Below are 20,939 nucleotides of genomic sequence, written 5' to 3' on the forward strand. Positions count from 1 at the left end.
CGGCAGCACGGCCGGTCGACCGGGCGGTGATCACCACCTCCTCCCCCGTGCCGCCGCCGGACGACGCATCCTCGCGCCCGGGCGCCTGGCCTACCCGGTCGAATCCCAGGTAGGGATTGTGGATGTAATCGACGGCGAACGGCTGGGGCATGGTCAGCGTCCGCGAGACGCTGTAGGCGGGATCCAGCGCCCACTGGCCGGTGGCCAGCATCTTTTTCCTGCGGGTCATGTCGTCGTGCCAGCCCCAGAACGGCTTGGCCATGTTGGCGCCCATCTCCCGTCCCAAAAACGCCCCGGGGATCTGCCGCCCGGCGATACCCGGCCGCTCGCCGTACGGTTGGTAGGTGAAGTATGCAGCGAACATTCGGCCGGACTGGTTGGTCCTCGCCCACCACTGGTCGCGGATGGACAGCAGGTCGTAGCCCACTTGGCGGTCGTTGGGATGCTTCGCCCGCTCCGCTTTCCCCTTGTACCGATAGGTCACGCCGGTGCCGGAGACGAACCGGTCCGCGGCGAGCTCATAACGGGCCCGGGTATCGCCGACACCGTAGATTCCGTGGCCGCCTGATTCCACATAGACGGCCGGGCGCTGGTCGGCGCTGAACTGCACCTCGCCGTCGATGTTGTGCACGCCGGTTCCGACCTGGCGGTCGGCGCGGTAGGAGTAAACGTTGTTGTGCGCCAGCGTCTCCATGGCCTGGAGGCGGCCCCAGCGGCTGCCATCCTTGGCGACTGTCAGGATCAACCCCTCGTTGTCGTTCTCGTGGCAGGTTCCGGCGACACACTTATCCGAGTAGTCGCGGGGATGGAACAGGTTGTAGATGAGGAACCAGTGGGTCTCGGTCTCCATGACCGCGTAATACACGTACGCTTGGGAGGAACCGGTGTCGGCGTTGGCCCAGTTGTCGTCGCCGTTCCAGTTCTTGTCGAAATCGAAACGGGTCAGATAGTCGGCCTTTGGATGGAACCAGGTCTCCTGGGCGATGAACGGCGCGTAATGCTCAGCCAGGGGACGATACGGATCGGTTGAAGCGTTCTCGGCGGCGAAGCTGGCGGTCTCGGGCGTGCGGCGGGACGGCGCGTCCCCGGCAATCCGAATGGTGAGAGAGGCCCGCTTGCCCTCCAGCGTGGCGGTGACGGTCACATCGCCGGTGCGTTGGCCGGCAGTGAACAGGACGCAGTCCTGAATAATGGTGGCATCGGTCACCCGGTCGAAGATCAGGTCCACCAGGCTGGCGTTGTCGGAGGCGTGGAACGGCTCGTCGTCCGTGCCCTGGAAACGGAACGGCCTGGACAACCAGGCGCCGGTAGCGGGCGACAGGCTGTACGCCGCATCCGAGCGGCGGATCCGAACCCGCTGCGGCTGACCCGCCCGGTCGGTGACCTCCCCGTAGGCCTTCATCTGAATGACGATGGATTCCGTCGGCCGGACTCGCAGCTCCTGCGGCACCGTCCGCAGGGTGATCTCGCTGACGGCCACCTTGGCCGTCAATCCGGAAACGCCGACCCAGCAGAACAGCATCACCAAGCCCGCCGCACGTTTCATGACGCATCGCTCCTTGTACAAGATGCAGCCGACTGCAGCGCCCGTGCGGCCCTGTCGCCGGCTCTCTGTTTTATTGATTCATCCGGGCCCGCACAGTTTCCCACAGCGGGTGCGCGCCGAATGCCGCCGCAATGTCCTCGAACACCCGGGCATGGACCGCAGGATCGTCGCCTGTCCCCGCCACGGCGACCAGACCGCGCTCCTTGCGAAACCAGGTCATCTGCCGCTTGGCATACCGGCGGGTGTCCACTTCAATCCGGCGGGCCATTTCCAGCCAGGTCAGCCGCCCGGCCAGGTGTTCCATCACCTGGCGGTAGCCGATGGCCTCCAATCCCTTGGCGTCGGGCGCGACGCCGCGCGCCAGCAAGCCCCGCACCTCGTCCACCAGGCCGCCAGCGAGCATGTCCGCCACCCGGCGGGCGATCCGGTCGTGCAGCTCCGGCCGCGGCACGTTCAGACAGTACATGCGCGGCATGAACCCGGTCAGTGGGCGTTCGGACGTGCCGAAGTGCTCGGTGAACGGCCGGCCCGTCGCGTGCGCCACTTCCAGCGCCCGGCAGATGCGCTGAAAATCGCGCGGGGCGATCCGGCGGGCCGCTTCCGGATCCCGCCGGCCCAGGATGCGGTGCAGCACCTCCGGGCCCCGCCGCTCCCGGATTCGGTTCAGGCGGTCCCGCAGCGCCTCGTCTCGGCCCGGAGCTTCGAAAATCCCATAGAGCACCGTGCGCAGATAGAAGCCGGTCCCGCCGGCCAAGATGGGCCAGTTCCGGCGGGCCCGGATCCCCTCGAGAGCCTGCCGGGCGAGATCCTGGAACTGGCCGGCGGAAAACCGCTGGGACACCTCCACCACATCGAGCAGGTGGTGAGGGATCTCGGCCCGAATTTCCGGGCTCACCTTGGCGGTGCCCACATCCAGACCGCGATACACCTGCATGGCGTCGCAATTCACGATTTCGCCGCCCAGCCTCCGGGCGAGACACGCGGCCAGCGCGCTCTTGCCGGAGCCCGTGGGGCCGACGATGCCGATGAGCGGGTATTCAGTTGCCGGATTCATGACCATTCCCGTCAGTCCCTGAGCACAATCCAAGCCAGCAGCGCTGCAGCCAGCAGCCACAGCCCCCAGAGCTGCGTCCGCGAGATCCGGCCACAGATTGCGCCGAGGCACTGCAGCGGCTGAATCCGGTTCCACATAATCTCGATTGTAACGTGTCCGCATCCGGTCGCCAAGAGATTCATGGTAACCAGCCCCCGCACTCCACCCCAATATTGACTTTCCGTTCGGCCCCGTTTATGATGCGGTTTCAAATTTTAAACCTTTGCTGAAAACCAGGTGGGACGATGAAAATCCACGAGTACCAGGCCAAGGAAATCCTCAAGGGCTACGGCGTCCCCGTCCCCCGGGGCCGCATGACCACCCAGGCCGCGGAGGTTTACGACCTGGCCAAGGAGATGGGCGGAACCGTGGTGGTTAAGGCGCAGATCCACGCCGGCGGTCGCGGCAAGGCCGGCGGCGTCAAGCTGGCCCGCTCGCCCCGCGAGGCGCAGGACATCGCGACGCGGCTGCTCGGCTCGCGCCTGTTCACCCACCAGACCGGACCGGAGGGCAAGCAGGTGCAAAAGCTCCTCATCGAGGAGGGGCTCAACATCAAGAAAGAATACTACCTCGGCATCGTGGTGGATCGCAGCCGCCGGCAGCCCGTGTTCATGGCCAGCGCCGAGGGCGGCGTGGAGATCGAGGAAGTGGCGGCGCGCAATCCCGCGGCGATTCTCAAAGAACACATCGACCCGCAGATCGGCCTCTCCCCCTTCCAGTCCCGCAAGCTGGCGTTCGGTCTGGGCCTGCCGCCGGCGCTCGTGGGCCAGGCGGTCAAGGTCTTCGCGGCGCTGTATGACGCGTTCGTCGCCACCGACGCCTCCATGGTGGAGATCAACCCGTTCATCGAAACCGCCGAGGGGAACCTGATCGCTTTGGACGCCAAGGTCAATTTCGACGACAACGCGATGTACCGGCATCCCGAGTTCAGGCTCCTGCGCGACTACTCCGAGGAGGATCCCCTGGAAATCGAGGCCTCCCGATTCGGCCTGAACTACATCAAGCTGGACGGGAACATCGGCTGCATGGTCAACGGCGCGGGCCTGGCCATGGCCACCATGGACATCATCAAACTGGCCGGTGGCAATCCCGCCAACTTCCTCGACGTGGGCGGCGGTGCCAGCGAGGAATCCGTGACCAGCGCGTTCCGCATCATCCTCTCCGACCCGCACGTGCAGGCGATCCTGGTGAACATCTTCGGCGGGATCGTGCGCTGCGACATCATCGCCCGGGGCATCATCAACGCCGCCAAGGCCGTCGGCGTCAAGGTGCCCATCGTGGTCCGGCTGGAAGGCACCAACGTGGATGAGGGCCGGCGCCTCCTGCAGGAATCCGGGTTGAACATCGCCCTGGCCGACGGCATGAAGGACGCCGCCGAGAAGGTCGTCGCCAAGGCCCGAGCGTAAGTGTCAAGGAGGCAAGCGTGGCAATCCTGATCGACCAGAACACCCGCGTTGTGGTGCAGGGCCTCACGGGCCGCGAGGGCACCTACCACGCCCTGCAGTGCCGCCAGTACGGCACCCAGGTGGTGGCCGGCGTCACGCCGGGCAAGGGCGGCACTATCCACGAGGGCATCCCGGTGTTCCACACCGTCGCCGAGGCGGTGCGTGAGACCGGCGCCAACGCGTCGCTGATCTTCGTGCCGCCGCCCTTCGCCGCCGACGCCATCCTGGAGGCGGCGGACGCCGGGGTCGCCCTGGTGGTCTGCATCACCGAAGGCATCCCCACCCTGGAGATGATCCGGGTGGCCGCCTACCTCAAGGGCCGGCCGGTCCGGCTGGTGGGGCCCAACTGTCCCGGTGTCATCTCGCCCGGCAAGTGCAAGATGGGCATCATGCCCGCCCGCATCCACAAGGAGGGGTCGGTGGGCGTGATCAGTCGCAGCGGCACGCTGACCTACGAGGCCGTGGGCCAGCTCACCCGGTGCGAGATCGGCCAGTCCACCTGCATCGGCATCGGCGGCGACCCGGTGCCGGGAACCACCTTCGTCGACGCGCTCGCCCTCTTCGAGCAGGACCCGGAAACCCGGGCCGTGGTCATGATCTGCGAGATCGGCGGCTCGGCCGAGGAGGAGGCGGTGGCGTGGATGCAGCAGCACTTCACCAAGCCGGTGGTGAGTTTCATCGCCGGCCAGACCGCCCCGCCGGGCCGGCGGATGGGCCATGCCGGCGCCATCATCGCCGGCGGCAAGGGCACGGCGGCTGAGAAGATGGCCGCTCTCCGCGCGGCCGGCATTACCGTAGTGGAAAGCCCGGCCGAGATCGGCGCGGCCATGAAAAAGATCCTGCGTGGTTAAGGAAGGAACCGCACATGTCCGAAACGAATGTCAAGAAACCGCACGTGATTGTCATCATTCCCGAAAATTGCAAGGGCTGCGGCATCTGCGTCGAGTTTTGCCCCACCCGCACCCTCGGATTGAAACGAGGCAAGGCGGTGGTGGTCAATCCCGACAGCTGCACCGGCTGCCAGCTGTGCGACCTGCGTTGCCCCGACTTCGCCATCATGGTGGACAACGAGTTCGCCGAAAAGTTCATTAAACAACCCATTCAACCCCAGGTTCAGGAAGATGAAAATTAAAGAAGTCCGTTTCGTTTCCGGCAACGAGGCTTGCGCCTTGGGCGCCATCGCCGCCGGCTGCAAATTCTTCGGCGGCTACCCCATCTCGCCCTCTTCGGAGATCGCCGAGTTCTTGGCGGAGCTCCTGCCGGCCAACGATGGCCGGTTCATCCAGATGGAGGACGAGATCTCCGCCATGGGCTCCGTCATCGGCGCGTCGCTTGCCGGCGCCAAGGCCATGACCGCCACCAGCGGCCCCGGCTTCTCGCTCAAGCAGGAGAACCTCGGGTTCGCCTGCATGGCCGAGGTGCCGTGCGTGATCGTGAACGTCATGCGCGGCGGCCCGTCTACCGGCGCCCCCACTTCGCCGGCCCAGGCTGACATCCTCCAGGCCCGGTGGGGCACCCACGGCGACCACCCCATCATCGTCACCTGCCCCACCACGGTGCAGGAGATCTTCCTGGAGATCATCCGGGCCTTCAACCTGGCCGAGCGGTTCCGCAACCCGGTGGTTTACCTGCTCGACGAGATCAACGGGCACATGCGCGAGAAGATCGAGATCCCGGAGCCCGCCGAGCTGGAGCTGATCCGCCGGCCGGCGCCGCCGCAGGCCGAAAACTGGGGGTTCCCGTACCGGCGCAACGCCGAGGGCGTGCCGCTGATGCCCGACTTCGGCACCGGCAGCCGCTGCCATGTCACCGGCCTCGACCATGGCGAAACCGGCTTCCCCACCGGCAACGCCGAGGTTCGCCAGGCGCTGCACCACGCGCTGATGGCCAAGATCGACAAGAACGCGGCGTCGATTTATAAGAGCGATCTGTTCATGGTCGAGGACGCCGAGACGCTGATCATCGCCTTCGGCTCCACCGCCCGCTCCGCCCGGCGTGCCGTGGAGCTGATGCGGAAGGAAGGCCGCAAGGTGGGGCTCTTCCGGCCCATCACCCTGTACCCGATCCCCGAGGCCGACATCCTCAAGGCTGCTCAGGGCAAGCTGAAGATCGTGGTGCCCGAGATGAATCTGGGGCAGTACGTGCTGGAGATCCGTCGGATCCTCGGTCGCGACATCCCCATCGTTCAGGTCAACCGGACCGACGGCGAGCCCATCACGCCCGACCAGATCATGGCCGCGGTTTAAAGCGAGGAGCGCATCATGTCACCCAAAAGCGTCGATTACGCCAATCTTCTGCGCACCCAGTACATTCCCCATATCTGGTGCCCTGGCTGCGGCCACGGCATCATCCTCAAGGCGGTCCTCCGCGCCGTGGAGCGGCTGGGTCTGGACAAGAACAAGATCGCGTTCGTCTCCGGCATCGGCTGCTCCTCCCGCGCGGTGGGCTACGTGGATTTCAACACCCTGCACACCACCCACGGACGGGCGCTGGCCTTCGCCACAGGCGTCAAGATCGCCCGGCCGGACCTCCATGTGATCGTGGTCAGCGGCGACGGCGATGCCCTGGCGATCGGCGGCAACCACTTCATCCACGCCTGCCGCCGCAACATCGATATGACTCTGATCGTGTTCAACAACTACATCTACGGCATGACCGGCGGGCAGTATTCCCCCACGACGCCCGAAGGCTCGTTCGCCAGCACGGCGCCGTTCGGATCGGTGGAACCGCCCTTCGATGTCTGCAATCTGGCCATCGCCGCCGGCGCCACCTATGTCGCCCGCGGCACGGCCTACAGCACGGCCCAGTTGGACAAGTACGTCGAAAAAGGCATCCAGAATCCCGGGTTCTCGGTGATCGAGGCTCTGAGCCAGTGCCCCACCTATTACGGACGCAAGAACAAACTGCGCACTCCGGTGGACAATCTCAAGTGGCAGAAGGACGTGGTGGTCTCCGCCGCCAAGGCCAAGGACATGACCCCCGACCAGCTGGCGGGCAAGATCCAGGTCGGCGAACTGCATCACGGCACCCGGCCGGAGTTCACCCGGACCTATCAAACCATCATCCAACGCGCGAAGGACGCCGCTTTGGCGGAATAACGCAGGGGAGGCAATCGTGGTCGAACGTTTTGAAATCAGACTCTCCGGATCCGGCGGTCAAGGCCTGGTCCTGGCCGGCGTCATCCTGGCCGAAGCGGCCGCCATCCACGACAACATGTACGCGGTGCAGTCGCAATCCTACGGCCCGGAGGCCCGCGGCGGGGCCAGCAAGTCCGAGGTGATCATCGGCAGCGAGCCCATCAGCTATCCCAAGGCGACCAGCCCGGACCTGCTGGTGGCACTTAATCAGGAGTCGTTCAACAAGTACGCGCCCAGCGTCCAGGCCGGCGGCCTGGTCGTCGTCGACTCCGAGTATGTCGTCGATGAATTGAAAGGCAATTACCGGCTGATCGGCCTGCCCATGACCGAACTGGCCCGCACCCAGATCGGCCGGGAAATGGTGGTCAACATTCTCTGCCTGGGCGTGATCCAGGAGCTGACCGGCACCGTGTCCCGCGAGGCTCTGGAGCGGGCGGTGATGCACCGGGTGCCCCGCGGCACCGAGAACATCAACATGAAGGCGTTTGCCCTCGGCATCGAGACCGCCCGCAAGTACAAGCAGGAACATCCCAATGGTTGAGCGCACGCTCTGCATCGTCAAACCCGACGCCTTCAGGGCCCGCGCCGCCGGCGCCATCCTGTCGCGGATCCTGGCGGCCGGTCTGGATGTCGTGGCCGCACGCGTCATCCACCTGACGCGATCCCAGGCGGAGGGCTTCTATCATGTGCACCGGGAGCGGCCGTTCTTCCCTACGCTGGTCCAGTTCATGACCGAGGGGCCGGTGATGGTGCTGGTACTGCAGGGCGACAACGCCATCCAGCGCTGGCGCGAGCTGATGGGGCCCACCAACCCGGCCCAGGCCGCGCCGGGCACGATCCGCAAGGATCACGGCACCAACATCGAGCGGAACGCCGTGCACGGCTCGGACGCTCCCGCCACCGCGGCGTTTGAAACCCATTATTTTTTCAGCGACCTGGAGCAAATCCACTCGGACATCGGCTGACGGGGCTTCCCGTGGGAATCAAGGAACTCTGGCAGCGCTACCAGCAGGGCCAGGTTCAGCGCCGGCTGAACCGGCTATCCCGTCGCCTGCGGGAGAAGTACTCCCAGGGCTATGAACGCATCGCCGCCGCCGAGGAGCTTGACGCCATCCCGGGTGACGAGGCCATTTTCCTTCTACTGGGCCGGTTCGACGTGCTGGTGCCCAAGATCAGCGAGGACGAGGAAGAGCGTCGGTATGTCTGCGACCTGATCCGGGCAAAAGGCGCGACGGCCGTCCCGGCGATTCTCCGGTACATCCGGGAGAAGGAGAATCTGACCTACCCGTTGCGGCTGCTGGCTGAAATCGTCGGCCGGGACGAGGCGCGCCGGATGATCCTCGACATCCTGACCAACGAGTTCTCACCTGAGTACGACCGGGCGCCCCACAAGAAGATGGCCATCATCCAGGCGCTGGTCGAAGACCGCGGCGAGGCGGTCGTCACTGCCCTGATGCCGTTCCTCCGCGATCCCAACGATGACGTGGTGATCAGCGCCGCGGAAGTGCTGGCGGCGCAGCCGGGAGCCGAGGAGGTGGTGCGGAGCGTCTTCCTCGACCTGCTGACCGAGGAAGAAGAAAAGCCCCGGATCAAGCGGAAGATCGCCGAGCTGCTCAAGGATCACCGCTGGAAGGTGACCGGATATCGCCGGAAGGTCGAGGACAGCCTCCCCGAAAGCTTCTACCTGGACAAAAAAGGATTCGTGAAGCAGCTCGGGGAATCGTGACGAAACCGACGTGCGTTGCACCCGATTCCTGACCAATGCCCGCCCCGACCGTGCCGGCGGGCTCGCTCGCGCCGAGAAGCCATTGCCCGGAGGAAGTGCGGCATGAAAACACTGCTGACTGTCTGCCTGATCACTCTGGCGGCCCTGGCCGTCGTGTTGACCCTGGCGTGCGGCTCTGGCCCGGAAACGCCGGCGGCCGGCACCGACAAGCTGTCCATCCTCTCGCCCCACACCACCGATATCCGCGACAACATGCTCCCCCTGTTCCGGGATTGGTACCGCCGCAAAACCGGTCGGTCGATCAACGTGGAGTGGATCAACCAGGGCGGCAGCTCCGACAACCTGCGATTCATTCGCTCCGAGTTCGCCCGCACGCCGCAGGGCATTCACGTCGACCTGTTCTGGGGAGGTGGCATCTCCCCCCATCTCACCCTGAAAAAGGAAGGTCTGCTGCAGCGCACCGAGCTGGATCCCGCGGTCGTGAACGCCATCCCCAAAGAGGTGAGCGGCATCCCGATCTATGATTCCGAACTGCAGTGGTACGGATCCTGCCTGTCCACATTCGGCATACTCAGCCACGAAATGGTGCGGCAGTATCAGAAATTCCCCGAGATCCGGACATGGGAGGACCTCACCGACCCGGCGGTCAAAGGGTGGATCAGCGTGGCTGATCCGCGCCACAGCGGCGTGGGCCACGTGGCCTTCGACATCATCCTGCAGGCGTACGGCTGGGAGAAGGGCTGGCAGGTCTTGAACCTGCTGTCGGCCAACGTGAAGAAATTCAAGATCTCGTCGAAGGATGTGGTCAAGGATCTGGTCTCCGGGGACGCCGCCTACACCCTGGTCGTGGATTACTACGCCTGGCGGGAAGTCGAGGACCTGGGCGCCGACAAGGTCAAGTTTGTCGTGCCGGACGGCCTGTCCATCGTGAACCCCGACTGCTTCTCCCTGCTCAAGGGCGCCGACAATGCCGCGGCGGCCAAGTTGTTCATGGAATATGTCCTGTCGCCGGAGGGCCAGCAGGTCTGGATGCTACGCAAGGGCGTTCCCGGTGGACCGCCCCAGTCCAGCCTGTACCGCTTGAGCCTCCTGCCGCCCGTGTACGACGCGGTCAAGGGGCGGACGCTCATCACCGAAAATCCCTTTCAATCCGCCGCATTCATCAACTACGATCTGGGCCTGGGCGAACGGCTCTGGGACGTGCAGAACGACCTCATGGGTACATTCCTGGTGGATGCGCACGACTCGCTCGTGTCCGGCTGGGAAGCGGTGATCCGGGGCGGCCGCAAGCCCGCCGCAGTCGCCGCCCTCTGCCGGATGCCCGTCGACCAGACCGAAGTCGAGGCGCTGGCCCTGCGCTGGGATGACGAGAAACTGCGCAACGAGAAGATCAACGCCTGGCTGCAGTTCGCCCGGCAGCGATCCCAGGAAGCAATCCGGCTGTCCAGATGAAAATCGAGATCCGGAGAGTCACCAAGCAGTTCGCCGCCACACCGGTCCTCCGGGAGCTGGATCTGTCCGTCGCTGAGCGCGAATTTTTCTTTATCCTTGGCCCCTCGGGTTGCGGCAAGACCACCCTGCTCCGCATCATCGCCGGGTTCGAGCCGCCCACGCAGGGCGACGTGCTGTTCGACGGCGAATCGGTGCTCGACCTGCCGCCCAACCGCCGCCGCATCGGCATGGTGTTCCAGAATTACGCTCTCTGGCCCCATCTGACGGTGCGCAGCAACGTGGAGTTCGGCCTGGACATCCAGAAGCTCCCCCGTTCTGAGATCGCCGAACGCGTGGCCGAAGTGCTGGAGATGGTGCAGATGACCGGTTACGAAGACCGGCTCCCCAACCAGCTCTCGGGCGGCCAGCAGCAGCGCATCGCCCTCGCCCGCGCCATCGTGACCCGTCCCGGTCTGCTCCTGCTCGACGAGCCGCTCAGCAACCTCGACGCCCGGCTGCGGCTCGAGATGCGCGACGAGCTGTTGCGGGTCCAGAAGGCCACGGGCATCACCACGATCTACGTCACCCACGACCAGAAAGAAGCGCTGTCCATGGCGGATCGGATGATCATCCTCGAGAACGGCCGGATCGTCCAGCAGGGCAGCCCGCTCGAGGTGTATCGGATGCCGCGGACGGTGTTTGTCGCCGGCTTCATGGGCGAAACCAACTTCGTACCCGGCACGGTGGGGAGCCTGCACACCGACTGGGTGTCCGTCCTCACGCCGCTCGGACCTGTGGCCGGCCCCATCCGTCACGCGGCGCTGCAGAAGGGACAGCGGGTGCTGGTGTCGATGCGGCCGGAATCGATCCGGCTTGAGGGGGAGAGTCACGAGCCGGTGGGCGCCCGGTTCGCCGGCCGGGTGGAGAAAACCGTGTTCATGGGGGAGGTGGAGCATTTTTGGCTTCGCGCCGGCGAGCTGTCCCTCAAGATGATGCTGAGCAATCCGAAGCCCGGCCTGGAGCGTCCGGGAACCCAACTGGGGCTGATGGTGGATTTCGACGACATCACCATCCTCGCCCATGATGAGTCGCCCGTATGACCGGCTCTGCCGCGACACGGATGAGGCCCGTTGATTGGGGCTTGGCCGCCGCCGCGGTCCTCTTTATGTTCACGTTCATGATCTACCCCCTGTCGTACGTGTTTGTGAAGGCGTTCTTTTTCGGAGGCCGTTTTGATTTCGGCTTCTTCGGCCTGCTGTTTCAAAACACGCTGCTCCGCGAATCCATCGTTAACAGCCTGCTGATCGGCACTCTGACCACCGCCGGCACCACTGTCCTGGCGCTGCCGCTGGTCTACACATTCGCCCACTACCGGTTTCGCGGCAAAGGATTCCTGCAGGCGCTGGTGTTGGTCCCCATGATCCTGCCGCCGTTCGTGGGCGCCATCGGCATGAAACAGCTGTTCGCGCGGTTCGGGGCGGTCAACCTCCTGCTCATGCAGCTCGGGGTGATCCAGCAGCCCATCGACTGGTTCGGGGACGGCGGGTTCATGGGGGTGATTTTCCTTGAAACCATGAATTTCTATCCCATCATGTTCCTGAACCTCTCCGCCGCCATGGCGAACGTGGACCCGTCGCTGGAAGAGGTGGCGCTGAGCACCGGCGCATCCCGCTGGGCGGTCCTCCGCCGCATCACTCTGCCCCTCATGCTGCCCGGATTTTTCGCCGGGGCGGCCATCGTCTTCATCTGGTCGTTCACCGACCTGGGCACCCCGCTCATCTTCGATTTTCAGAAGACCATCTCCGTGCAGATTTTTTCCATGGTCACCGACATCAACGAAAACCCCATGGGCTACGCCCTGGTGGTGCTCGTGATCGTCCTGACGGCGACCTTTTTCCTGGTCTCCAAGCGGCTCATCGGCGGCCGCCGCTACGAGATGCTGGCCCGCGGCCACGTCACCGGTCGCGAGAAGCCCGCATCGTCCGCTGTCGCCGGGTTGATCCTCGTGCTGACGGTGGGGCTGGTCCTGGTCGCGCTGCTGCCCCACGCCGGCGTGCTGCTCATGTCGGTGGCGGAACAGTGGTTCGGCACCGTGCTGCCGGTGCGTTTCACCCTGGCCCATTATCAGAGCGTCTTCACCCAGCCGCTCACTTCAGTGTCCATTCAGAACAGCCTCTTCTACAGCATCCTGAGCACCCTGCTGGATGTGGCGATGGGGATCATCGTCGCCTTCCTGCTGGCGCGACGGAAGTTCCACTGGTCCAGCCTGCTGGACGCCCTGGTGATGCTGCCGCTGGCGTTGCCGGGGATCATCGTCGCCTTCGGCTACGTGGCCACGTTCAGCGGCACGTTTCTCGATCCACGGGTCAATCCCACCATCCTCCTGGTGCTGAGCTACGGCATGCGGCGGCTGCCCTACATGGTCCGGTCGGCGTATGCCGGTTTCCAGCAGACCAGCGTGACGCTGGAAGAGGCGGCGCAGAGCCTCGGCGCCACGCCCGGTCGGACCATGCGCCGGATCACCATCCCGCTGATCACCGCCAATCTGGTGGCCGGCATGCTGCTGTGTTTCGCCTACGCGATGCTGGAAGTCAGCGACAGCCTGATTTTGGCCATGCGTGAGGAGTTCTATCCCATCACCAAATCCATCTATGTCCTCTCCTCGGCCACATCCGGCGGCTACTACCAGGCGTGTGCGCTCGGGTTCGTCGGGATGGTGATCCTCTCGACGTCCATTTTCCTGGCCGGCAAGATCCTGGGCAAGCGTCTCGGCGAACTGTTCCGAGTCGGCTGATCCCCCGCCCCTCGGCAGGCGCCAACACCGGTCCCCGTATGTCCGTATACCGGTTCAGCACCAACAGGCGGTGAAGGCGTGCAATTGGATATCGGCGACGGCTTCCGGATTCGTTCTTTTGCGCCCGACGATGTCTGCGCCCTGATCCGCTACGCCGACAATCGGAACGTGTGGCTGGGTCTGCGCGACCGATTTCCCCATCCCTACACCGCGGCGGACGCCGCGGCCTGGCTCGCGGCGTTGCAGCGGCAGGAGCCGGAGACCCACTTTGCCATCGCTTCGGCGATGGAACTGGTCGGCGGCATCGGCCTGGAGCTGCAGGAAGACGTGCATCGGCACGCCGCAGAGATCGGCTATTGGCTGGGTGAGCCGTTTTGGGGCCGGGGCATCGCCACCCGAGCGGTGCAAACTCTGACCGGATGGGCATTCGGCCGGTTCTCTCTGGTCCGCATCTACGCGCGGGTCTTCTCCAGCAATCCCGCCTCGGCTCGCGTACTGGAAAAATGCGGCTATGAAGCCGAAGGTCGGTGCCGCCTGGCTGTCCGCAAGGACGGTCGCTGGCTGGACGAACTCATCTACGCCCGGGTGAATCCGGACGATCCACTGCAGATGGATCGGTGAGCGGGGGTACGCTTCGCGGCCGGACGGCTGTGGACCCTATGCTTCCAGCTTGCCCAGCAAGTCTCTGATTCGGGCAGCCAGCGCTCGAATCGCATACGGTTTTTCAATGAAATTGACGCCTAGCTTGAGGCTGCCGTCAGCCATCAGGTGGTGATCGGCGTAGCCCGAGGCGAACAACACCGGCATCCCGCGCAGCCGGGCGGGCAGGCGGTGCGCCAGCTCGATCCCGCTCAGACCCGGCATCACCACGTCGGTGAAGAGCAAATGAACAGAGACCGCCGGATCGTCCAGCATCCGGAGGGCGGCGGTACCGGAATCAGCTTCCAGAACGTGGTAGCCCAATTCCCGCAGCCCGTCAGAGGCGAACTGGCGCACCTGCAGATCGTCCTCCACCACGAGGATGGTTTCCCGGCCCCCGACGGGCGGCACCTCAGGCGCACGCGGCGCGGCCGCCGCGTCGTCGGCGGGCGCCGCCGGCCAGTACACCCGGAACCGCGAACCGCATCCCGGCTCGCTGTAGACGTTGATCGCGCCGCTGTTCTGCTTGACGATGCCGAAGACCGTTGCCAATCCCAGGCCGGTGCCTCGACCCGCCTGCTTGGTGGTATAGAACGGCTCGAAGATTCGGCTCTGGATATCCGCCGTCATCCCCACTCCGTTGTCGCTGACCGATATGACCACATACCGGCCGGGCTGGATCTCGGGATGATTGAGGATGTACTCGTCATCGAGCGCGGCCACGCTGGTGGTGATAGTGATTTGCTTGTCGGTTGCACCTTCGCCGAGTTCGGCGAGCGCGTCCCGCGCGTTCACCACCAGGTTGAGGAACACCTGCTCCAGCTGGCCCGGATCGGCCTTGATGGCCGGCAGGCCCGCCGCCAGAACCGACTGCAGCTGGACGTCCTCGCCGATCAACCGGCGCAGCATCCGTTCCAGGCCGACGAGGACCTGGTTGACATCCACGACGACGGGCGCAATCACCTGCCGCCGGCTGAACGCCAGGAGCTGGCGGATCAGGTCCTCGGCCCGGCGGCCGCCCTGAACGATTTCACTGACGCTTCGGTGAGCGGCTTCTCCCGGCGTCAGCTCGGCGAGCGCCATCTCGGCGCGCCCGTTGATCACCGTCAGGATGTTGTTGAAGTCATGGGCGACACCGCCGGCGAGCCGACCGATGGCCTCCATCTTCTGGGTCTGCCGGATCTGGTTCTCGAGCGCCCGCCGTTCGGAGATATCCTCGATCAGACCGTCGTAGCCGGCCAGCCGGCCCTCCGGATCGCGGAAGGCCACCGCCGTCACGGCGCAAGAAGCGGACGTGCCATCGGGACGGCGAACCGCTACGACATCCAACCGAGCTCGACCGGCCTGTTCCAATTGCCGCACCAGATCCGACCAGTCGTCCGGCTTGTCAAAATACTCGGCGGCCGGACGGTGAAGAATGTCCTCACGGCGTGCGTGTCCCAGGATAACCGCCAGCGCGGGGTTGACCTCCACGAACCGGGCGTCCGCTCCTGTCGATGTGCGAAAAATGCCGACCGTCAGATTGTCAGTCAGCGTCCGGTACTTGGCCTCGCTGAGCCGCAGGGCCTCCTCGACCCGCCGACGTTCGATGATCTGCTCCTGCAACGCAAGGTTGACGGTCTGCAGCTCACGATTCCGTTTGCGGATGGCCACGGTGCGGGCGAGGTGGACACTCCAGACGAGCAGCGCCAGTCCGACCAGTCCGAGGGTACGAAACCACCACGTCGCCCAGAACGGCGGTTGGATTTGGATGGTCAGACGCGCACCGGTTCGATTCCATACACCGTCGCTGTTTGAACCGATCACCCGGAAAACGTATTCGCCGGGCGGAAGGTTGACGAAGGTGGCGTAACGCCGGCTGCCTACCTGGTTCCAATCGGTGTCCCAACCCTCCAGCATGTATGCATGCCGGTTCTTCCCCGGCATCATGGGACTCATCGCCGCGAAACCGAGGGTGAACACCCGGTCGCCATGCTTCAATTCAAGGGCCGAAGTCGCGGTGATATCCCGGGTTAACACCACGCGGCCGTCGGCCATCGGCCCCACGTGCACCGGCTGATTGAAGATCTGGAGAGCGGTGATCGCCATTGGCGGGGCGTGCGGATTGTCCCGGATGCTCTCCGGACGGAAAGCGTTGAAGCCCTCGATGCCGCCGAAGAACAGTTCGCCGGATCGGCTGCGGTGGTGCGCGCCCGCGTTGAATTCGTTGCTCTGCAGGCCGTCGCTGACATCGAAATTCCGGCAGGTCCCGGACGCGGGATCGAATCGGGCCAAGCCGTGGTTCGTGCTCAGCCACAGGCGGCCTTGCGCGTCGGGCAGGATGCCGTAGATCATATCGTTGGGCAGGCCGTGGCGTGTGCTGAAAGAGGTGAAACGGCCGGTGCGGAGCTCCAGCCGGGACAAACCGCCCGCGGTGCCGATCCATAGAACACCCGGCTCCGCTTCGAGCAGCGACATCACGTTGTCGTTGATCAAGCTGTCCGGATCCCCGTCCCGGTGCCGAAATCCGACGAACCGTCCAGTGGCCGGATCCAACCGGCTGAGGCCGCCGCCCATGGTGCCCACCCATAGGTTGCTGTCGGAGGTTCGGATGATCGCGTTGACCTGGTTGTGTCCCAGGCTCCCGGGATCGGCCGCATCATGGGTCATCCGTGCGAACGCGCCGGTGCGGCGGTTGAATCGTAGCAGCCCATCGTTCGTGCCGACCCAGGTCGAGCCATCGGCTTCCAGGAGGATGTCCCGGATCTGATGGGTGTGGAAGCCGAACCGCTCGATGAAGTCGTACTGCTTCCAGATTCTCTTCTGGATTCGATCGAACGCGATCAAGTGGGGCCGGCCGCTCTCCATGCCCAGCCAGATGACTCGGTCGGGTTGGTCGGGATCTTCGCGCAAAACCCGGACAATTCCGTTGGGCCAACTCTGCGGGAGGTGTTCGAACCGCCCGGTTTTCCGGTCAAGCCGGTCGAACCCGTTGTATCCGCCCACCCAGAGCTGACCGTCGCGATCTTCCAGAATCGCCCGTACGCTGGTCACGCCCATGCTGTGCGGATCCGCCGGGTTGCAGCGGTACCGCTCGAATTTCTGCTGGTAAGGATTCCACAGATCAAGACCCTTGCCGTGCGTGCCGATCCACATGATATCGCCCCGATCCCGGAACACCGACGCAACCAGCGGATAGCTGATGGTGTGCGAATCGCTGGCATCGGGCAGTAGATGGACATATCGGTTCAGGACCGTGTCGAGGACGACTATGCCGGAACCGTGAGTCCCCGCCCACAAGCGGCCGTGCGCGTCCACCGCCAGCGCATTGATGTATCGCAGCGGCTCCGCGCCGGTGCCGTGTTGGGTCGTCGGATAGTGAACGAAATGGCCGCTCCGGACGTCCCAGCGATGCAATCCCCCGCCGTTGGTCCCTGCCCAGATGACGCCGTCCGCGTCTTCAGTCAGACAGTTGACCTGTCGTGTCTCATTTTCAGCCGGTTCGATGGTGATGCCGATCGGGTGGAAGCGCCCGCCGTCGGAATCCCGACGGACGACGCCATCGAAGCCGCCCGCCCACAGCCGATCCTGACGATCCACCAGGAGCGCCGACACCTCATGTCCGTTCAGACGATCCGCGCGGGTTCCATCCGACTGGAACAGCCGCCAGCCCCGACCGCCCGGTTCCAGTACCGCCAGGCCGCCCTGCGTCGCCACCCAGACCCGTCCCTGACGGTCCAGGCGGATCGCTTCGATCCCGACGGAACCCAGTTCACGGGGCTCTCCGGCTTCCGACCCGATCCGCCGGACATTCAGGGTTTCCGGATCGAGCCGGTTGAGTCCTTTGGCCGTCCCCACCCAGAGGCAGCCGTTGGAATCTTCGCCGAGCGCGGTGATGGTGTCGTTGCTCAAGCTGTTGACATCGCCTGGATCGTGCGTGATGTGCATGAATTCGTATCCATCGAATCGGTTCAGGCCGTCTTCGGTGCCGAACCACATGAAACCTCGACGGTCCTGGACGATGCAGAACACGTTGCTCTGCGACAATCCCTGATCGATGGTCAGGTGGGAGAACATGAAACTATCGGCATGAAGCAGAGGCGGCGTGCCACTCTCCGCCCCGCCCACCAGACTGGAAAGTCCGAGCAGCCAGAGGATCAACCAGCACCCTTCAGCTCGCAGCCCTGATGATGGACGACCCATTCGCACTCTGAACAGGATGGCCTCCGTTCGCGCGGATTGAGCTGGACCCATCGCCTTGTCGAGCCGGTTCGACCGAATCAACCCATGGACGTCAGCCGGTGGTCGGTTGCAGAACTGAAGGCAGCGGGTCAGCGGCGATGATCCGGGGCGCTATCTCTGCAACCCAGCATAAATTTTGATTGTGCAGACTCAGCGATGACCTGTCAAGGTCTTTCCGGTCGCGGCGGTGCAGCGGAGCGGACTCCCGTCATGGCACGAGCCGGTTGGAAGCCGCATGGGGTCCCGACATTCAAGTCACAATTGATTTCCTTCAGTCGAATCGGTATGCTCACGACAAATTGCTCAGGTGGATCCGATGAAACAACAGGTGGCCGCGTCGTTCATCACCGCATGGCTGGTTTCTGTTGCCCTGCTTCCGCCGGTTGTCGGCCGTGCCGTCGCCGCGGACTCTCCCCGATGCCGGGCGCGGGAAATGGGCCTGGTCATCGGCATTTTGCCGCCTGGGCCGCTCAACGCCATCACCGACGTGGCGGGTGTGCGGGTGGGCCAGATCACTCTGATTGAAGGACACGATATCCGGACCGGCGTCACCGCGATCCTGCCCCACGACGGCAACCTGTTCCGGGAGAAAGTCCCGGCAGCCACCCATGTGGCCAACGGCTTCGGCAAGCTGGCGGGCTCCACCCAAGTCAACGAACTGGGCGAGATCGAGACGCCGATCGTCTTGACCAATACGCTGAGTGTCGGAACCGCGGTCTCTGCCATCGTGGCGTATATGCTGGGTCTGCCGGGCAACGCCGACGTCCGCTCGGTCAACGCCGTGGTGGGCGAAACCAACGACGGCTTCCTGAACGACATCCGGGCCCTGGCGGTCCGTCCGGAGCACGTCATCCAAGCCGTCCGGAGCGCCGCCGGCGGCCCGGTGGCCGAAGGCGCCGTGGGCGCCGGCACCGGGACGGTCTGCTTGGGCTTCAAGGGTGGGATCGGCACCGCCAGCCGCAGACTGCCGGACCGTCTGGGCGGCTGGACCGTGGGCGTGCTGGTGCAAACCAATTTCGGCGGGATTCTCCAGGTCAACGGCGCGCCGGTTGGCCGGGCGTTGGGCCGTTATTATTTAAAGGATGAGTTGTCGAACGGCGGCACCGACGGATCCTGCATGATCGTGGTCGCCACCGACGCGCCGCTCCTGCATCGGAACTTGCGCCGGCTTGCGGAACGGGCCGTTTTCGGACTGGCCCGAACGGGCGGAACCGGTGCCAACGGCAGCGGCGATTACGCCATCAGCTTTTCCACGTTTCTTGGCAACCGGCTGCGTCCCGACAGTCCGCGGACGCTTTCCCTCACGGAGATCCGCAACGACGATCTCACGCCCTTGTTTCTGGCCGCCGCGGAGGCCTCGGAGGAAGCCATTCTGAACTCACTGTTTCAGGCTCGGGCCATGGACGGACGAGACGGCCATCACATGGACGCCTTGCCACTGGACGAGGTCCAACGCATCTGCGAGAAGCACGGCGTGCTGGCTGAGAGCGCGGGAATCCGGCAGAACCGGCAGCCGAACTGAATTCAAGATCACCACGTGATGAACACGCCGCCCCGACCAATTCGCCCGAGTGGGAGTGATCACCAGTGTGAGCGAAGACAGCAGAGCAATCAACTGTCGGCTCAAATCATCTTGCGCAAGGAGGGCTCATGAGAGTCGTGGCGTTCAACGGCAGTCCCCGCCCCAAGGGAAACACCCACCGGCTCATCGGAATGGTCCTGGCGGAATTGGACAAGGCCGGCATCGCGACCGAGGAGGTCCAGCTCGGCGGCCGGTTCATCCACGGCTGCGTCGCCTGCTACCGATGCTTCAAGGCCAAAGACGGCCGGTGCGCCGTCACGGACGACATCGCCAATGACTGCATCGCCGGGATGACCGCTGCGGACGGCATCCTGCTCGCCTCCCCCACCTATTACGCCGATGTCACGCCCGAGATCAAGGCGCTGATGGACCGTTCCGGTCTGGTCGCCGCCGCCAACGACAACCTGCTGCGCCGGAAGGTGGGCGCCGCGGTGGTGGCGGTGCGCCGAGGCGGCGCCATCCACGCCTTCGACACCATGAACCACTTCTTTCTGATCAGTGAGATGATCATCCCCGGTTCCATCTACTGGAACATGGGCATCGGCCGCAACATCGGCGAGGTGGAAGACGATGAGGAGGGCGTCCTCACCATGCGCGCCCTCGGCGAGAACATGGCCTGGCTGATGCAGCGGCTCCGCGCCTGAGCGAGTGTGAATCTGGAGGAACGACGATGACCGATATCTTTCAAAACGAGCTGTTGCTGGTCATGATGGCGCTCATCGGGTTGGGGCTGCTGCTGTCGGTCGTGTTCGGCTGGAAGTTGAAGCGGTTCTGCGACCGGACACCGGAAATCCGCACCAGGGCCGATCTCGAGGCGTTCCAGCGAGTGGTGGCCGGCCAGATGTATGCGGCGCTGGTACAGATCGTGATCCTGCTCGCGCCCTGGGCGGTCTTCGGCTACGGGTTCTTCACGGGCAAGCTGGCGATCGGCGACGCGCTCTACCTCACCCTGCCGTACATCGCGGTGGGCATCGGCGGACTGCTGATGAAACGGGTGGAAGAACGGGCCAAGCATCTGCCGGTGAGTGACCCGCAACTGCTGGAGGCCCGCGACCGGGTGGTGCACACCTGGGTCAAGCGCGCTCTGCCGGACTGGTGAACGGCCAACTCCGGACGCGATCCGGACGGCTGCCGCTCCTGGATTGTCTGTGATCCGAAAACATACGACAACGAGGCGGTGCCCCGACGGATCAATCCTCCAGGTCGTCCGTGTCTTCCGTGGCCGCTGCCGGCAGCTCCAAGACGGCCTGGGCGTCGCCGAGGGGCAGTTCCTCGACCGCGCGCAATCGCCGGGTGATGGTGCGCGTCTTGCGGGCGGCGGTGTC

General features: G+C 64.7%; 18 protein-coding genes. 15 read left to right on the forward strand and 3 right to left on the reverse strand.

The annotated features are described in order from the left end of the window. A partial coding sequence (locus GX414_04870; protein ID NLI46420.1) for a hypothetical protein occupies positions 1–1,546 on the reverse strand: 1,546 nt, incomplete at its 3' end. A 70-nt stretch (positions 1,547–1,616) separates the two neighbouring features. Next, on the reverse strand, positions 1,617–2,600 hold the full coding sequence (miaA, locus tag GX414_04875) for a tRNA (adenosine(37)-N6)-dimethylallyltransferase MiaA (protein ID NLI46421.1): 984 nt from the start codon (positions 2,598–2,600) through the stop codon (positions 1,617–1,619). 284 nt (positions 2,601–2,884) lie between these two features. On the opposite strand from miaA, the gene sucC reads away from it, so the two are divergent. The 12 genes from sucC to GX414_04935 all read left to right on the forward strand — a co-directional run bounded on the left by sucC (position 2,885) and on the right by GX414_04935 (position 13,793). Further along, on the forward strand, positions 2,885–4,045 hold the full coding sequence (gene sucC, locus GX414_04880; protein NLI46422.1) for an ADP-forming succinate--CoA ligase subunit beta: 1,161 nt from the start codon (positions 2,885–2,887) through the stop codon (positions 4,043–4,045). Between the two features lie 17 nt (positions 4,046–4,062). Further along, positions 4,063–4,935 (forward strand): succinate--CoA ligase subunit alpha, encoded by an 873-nt coding sequence (gene sucD, locus GX414_04885; protein ID NLI46423.1) that lies wholly within the window; start codon positions 4,063–4,065, stop codon positions 4,933–4,935. Positions 4,936–4,949: 14 nt separating this feature from the next. Then, positions 4,950–5,216 (forward strand): 4Fe-4S binding protein, encoded by a 267-nt coding sequence (locus GX414_04890; GenBank protein ID NLI46424.1) that lies wholly within the window; start codon positions 4,950–4,952, stop codon positions 5,214–5,216. Further along, on the forward strand, positions 5,206–6,330 hold the full coding sequence (locus tag GX414_04895; GenBank protein NLI46425.1) for a 2-oxoacid:acceptor oxidoreductase subunit alpha: 1,125 nt from the start codon (positions 5,206–5,208) through the stop codon (positions 6,328–6,330). Before GX414_04890 ends, GX414_04895 begins: the two co-directional genes overlap by 11 nt. Before the next feature lie 15 nt (positions 6,331–6,345). Continuing rightward, positions 6,346–7,182: a 2-oxoacid:ferredoxin oxidoreductase subunit beta gene (locus tag GX414_04900; GenBank protein ID NLI46426.1), complete on the forward strand. Its 837-nt coding sequence runs from the start codon at positions 6,346–6,348 to the stop codon at positions 7,180–7,182. 16 nt (positions 7,183–7,198) lie between these two features. Next, on the forward strand, positions 7,199–7,762 hold the full coding sequence (locus tag GX414_04905; protein ID NLI46427.1) for a 2-oxoacid:ferredoxin oxidoreductase subunit gamma: 564 nt from the start codon (positions 7,199–7,201) through the stop codon (positions 7,760–7,762). After that, entirely contained in the window at positions 7,755–8,186 is a 432-nt protein-coding gene (gene ndk / locus GX414_04910) for a nucleoside-diphosphate kinase (protein NLI46428.1), read from the forward strand. Before GX414_04905 ends, ndk begins: the two co-directional genes overlap by 8 nt. An 11-nt stretch (positions 8,187–8,197) precedes the next feature. Beyond that, positions 8,198–8,947: a hypothetical protein gene (locus tag GX414_04915; GenBank protein ID NLI46429.1), complete on the forward strand. Its 750-nt coding sequence runs from the start codon at positions 8,198–8,200 to the stop codon at positions 8,945–8,947. 102 nt (positions 8,948–9,049) lie between these two features. After that, entirely contained in the window at positions 9,050–10,399 is a 1,350-nt protein-coding gene (locus GX414_04920; protein NLI46430.1) for an extracellular solute-binding protein, read from the forward strand. Beyond that, positions 10,396–11,478, forward strand: coding sequence for an ABC transporter ATP-binding protein (locus GX414_04925; protein ID NLI46431.1), 1,083 nt, complete (start codon positions 10,396–10,398; stop codon positions 11,476–11,478). Before GX414_04920 ends, GX414_04925 begins: the two co-directional genes overlap by 4 nt. A 20-nt stretch (positions 11,479–11,498) precedes the next feature. Then, entirely contained in the window at positions 11,499–13,172 is a 1,674-nt protein-coding gene (locus GX414_04930) for an iron ABC transporter permease (GenBank protein NLI46432.1), read from the forward strand. Positions 13,173–13,250: 78 nt separating this feature from the next. Next, positions 13,251–13,793, forward strand: a complete 543-nt coding sequence (locus GX414_04935) for a GNAT family N-acetyltransferase (GenBank protein ID NLI46433.1) — start codon at positions 13,251–13,253, stop codon at positions 13,791–13,793. 36 nt (positions 13,794–13,829) lie between these two features. On the opposite strand, the gene GX414_04940 is transcribed toward GX414_04935, so the two are convergent. Then, a complete protein-coding gene (locus GX414_04940; protein NLI46434.1) occupies positions 13,830–17,951 on the reverse strand; it encodes a response regulator in 4,122 nt (1,373 codons plus the stop codon). A 397-nt stretch (positions 17,952–18,348) separates the two neighbouring features. On the opposite strand from GX414_04940, the gene GX414_04945 reads away from it, so the two are divergent. From GX414_04945 to GX414_04955, 3 genes are all read left to right on the forward strand, one after another. After that, positions 18,349–19,554, forward strand: a complete 1,206-nt coding sequence (locus GX414_04945) for a P1 family peptidase (protein ID NLI46435.1) — start codon at positions 18,349–18,351, stop codon at positions 19,552–19,554. Between the two features lie 128 nt (positions 19,555–19,682). Further along, on the forward strand, positions 19,683–20,258 hold the full coding sequence (locus tag GX414_04950; GenBank protein NLI46436.1) for a flavodoxin family protein: 576 nt from the start codon (positions 19,683–19,685) through the stop codon (positions 20,256–20,258). A 26-nt stretch (positions 20,259–20,284) separates the two neighbouring features. Continuing rightward, positions 20,285–20,713, forward strand: a complete 429-nt coding sequence (locus GX414_04955; protein NLI46437.1) for a hypothetical protein — start codon at positions 20,285–20,287, stop codon at positions 20,711–20,713. The last annotated feature ends 226 nt before the right edge of the window (positions 20,714–20,939 follow it).

Source organism: Acidobacteriota bacterium (assembly GCA_012517875.1).
Classification (GTDB): Bacteria; Acidobacteriota; JAAYUB01; order JAAYUB01; family JAAYUB01; genus JAAYUB01.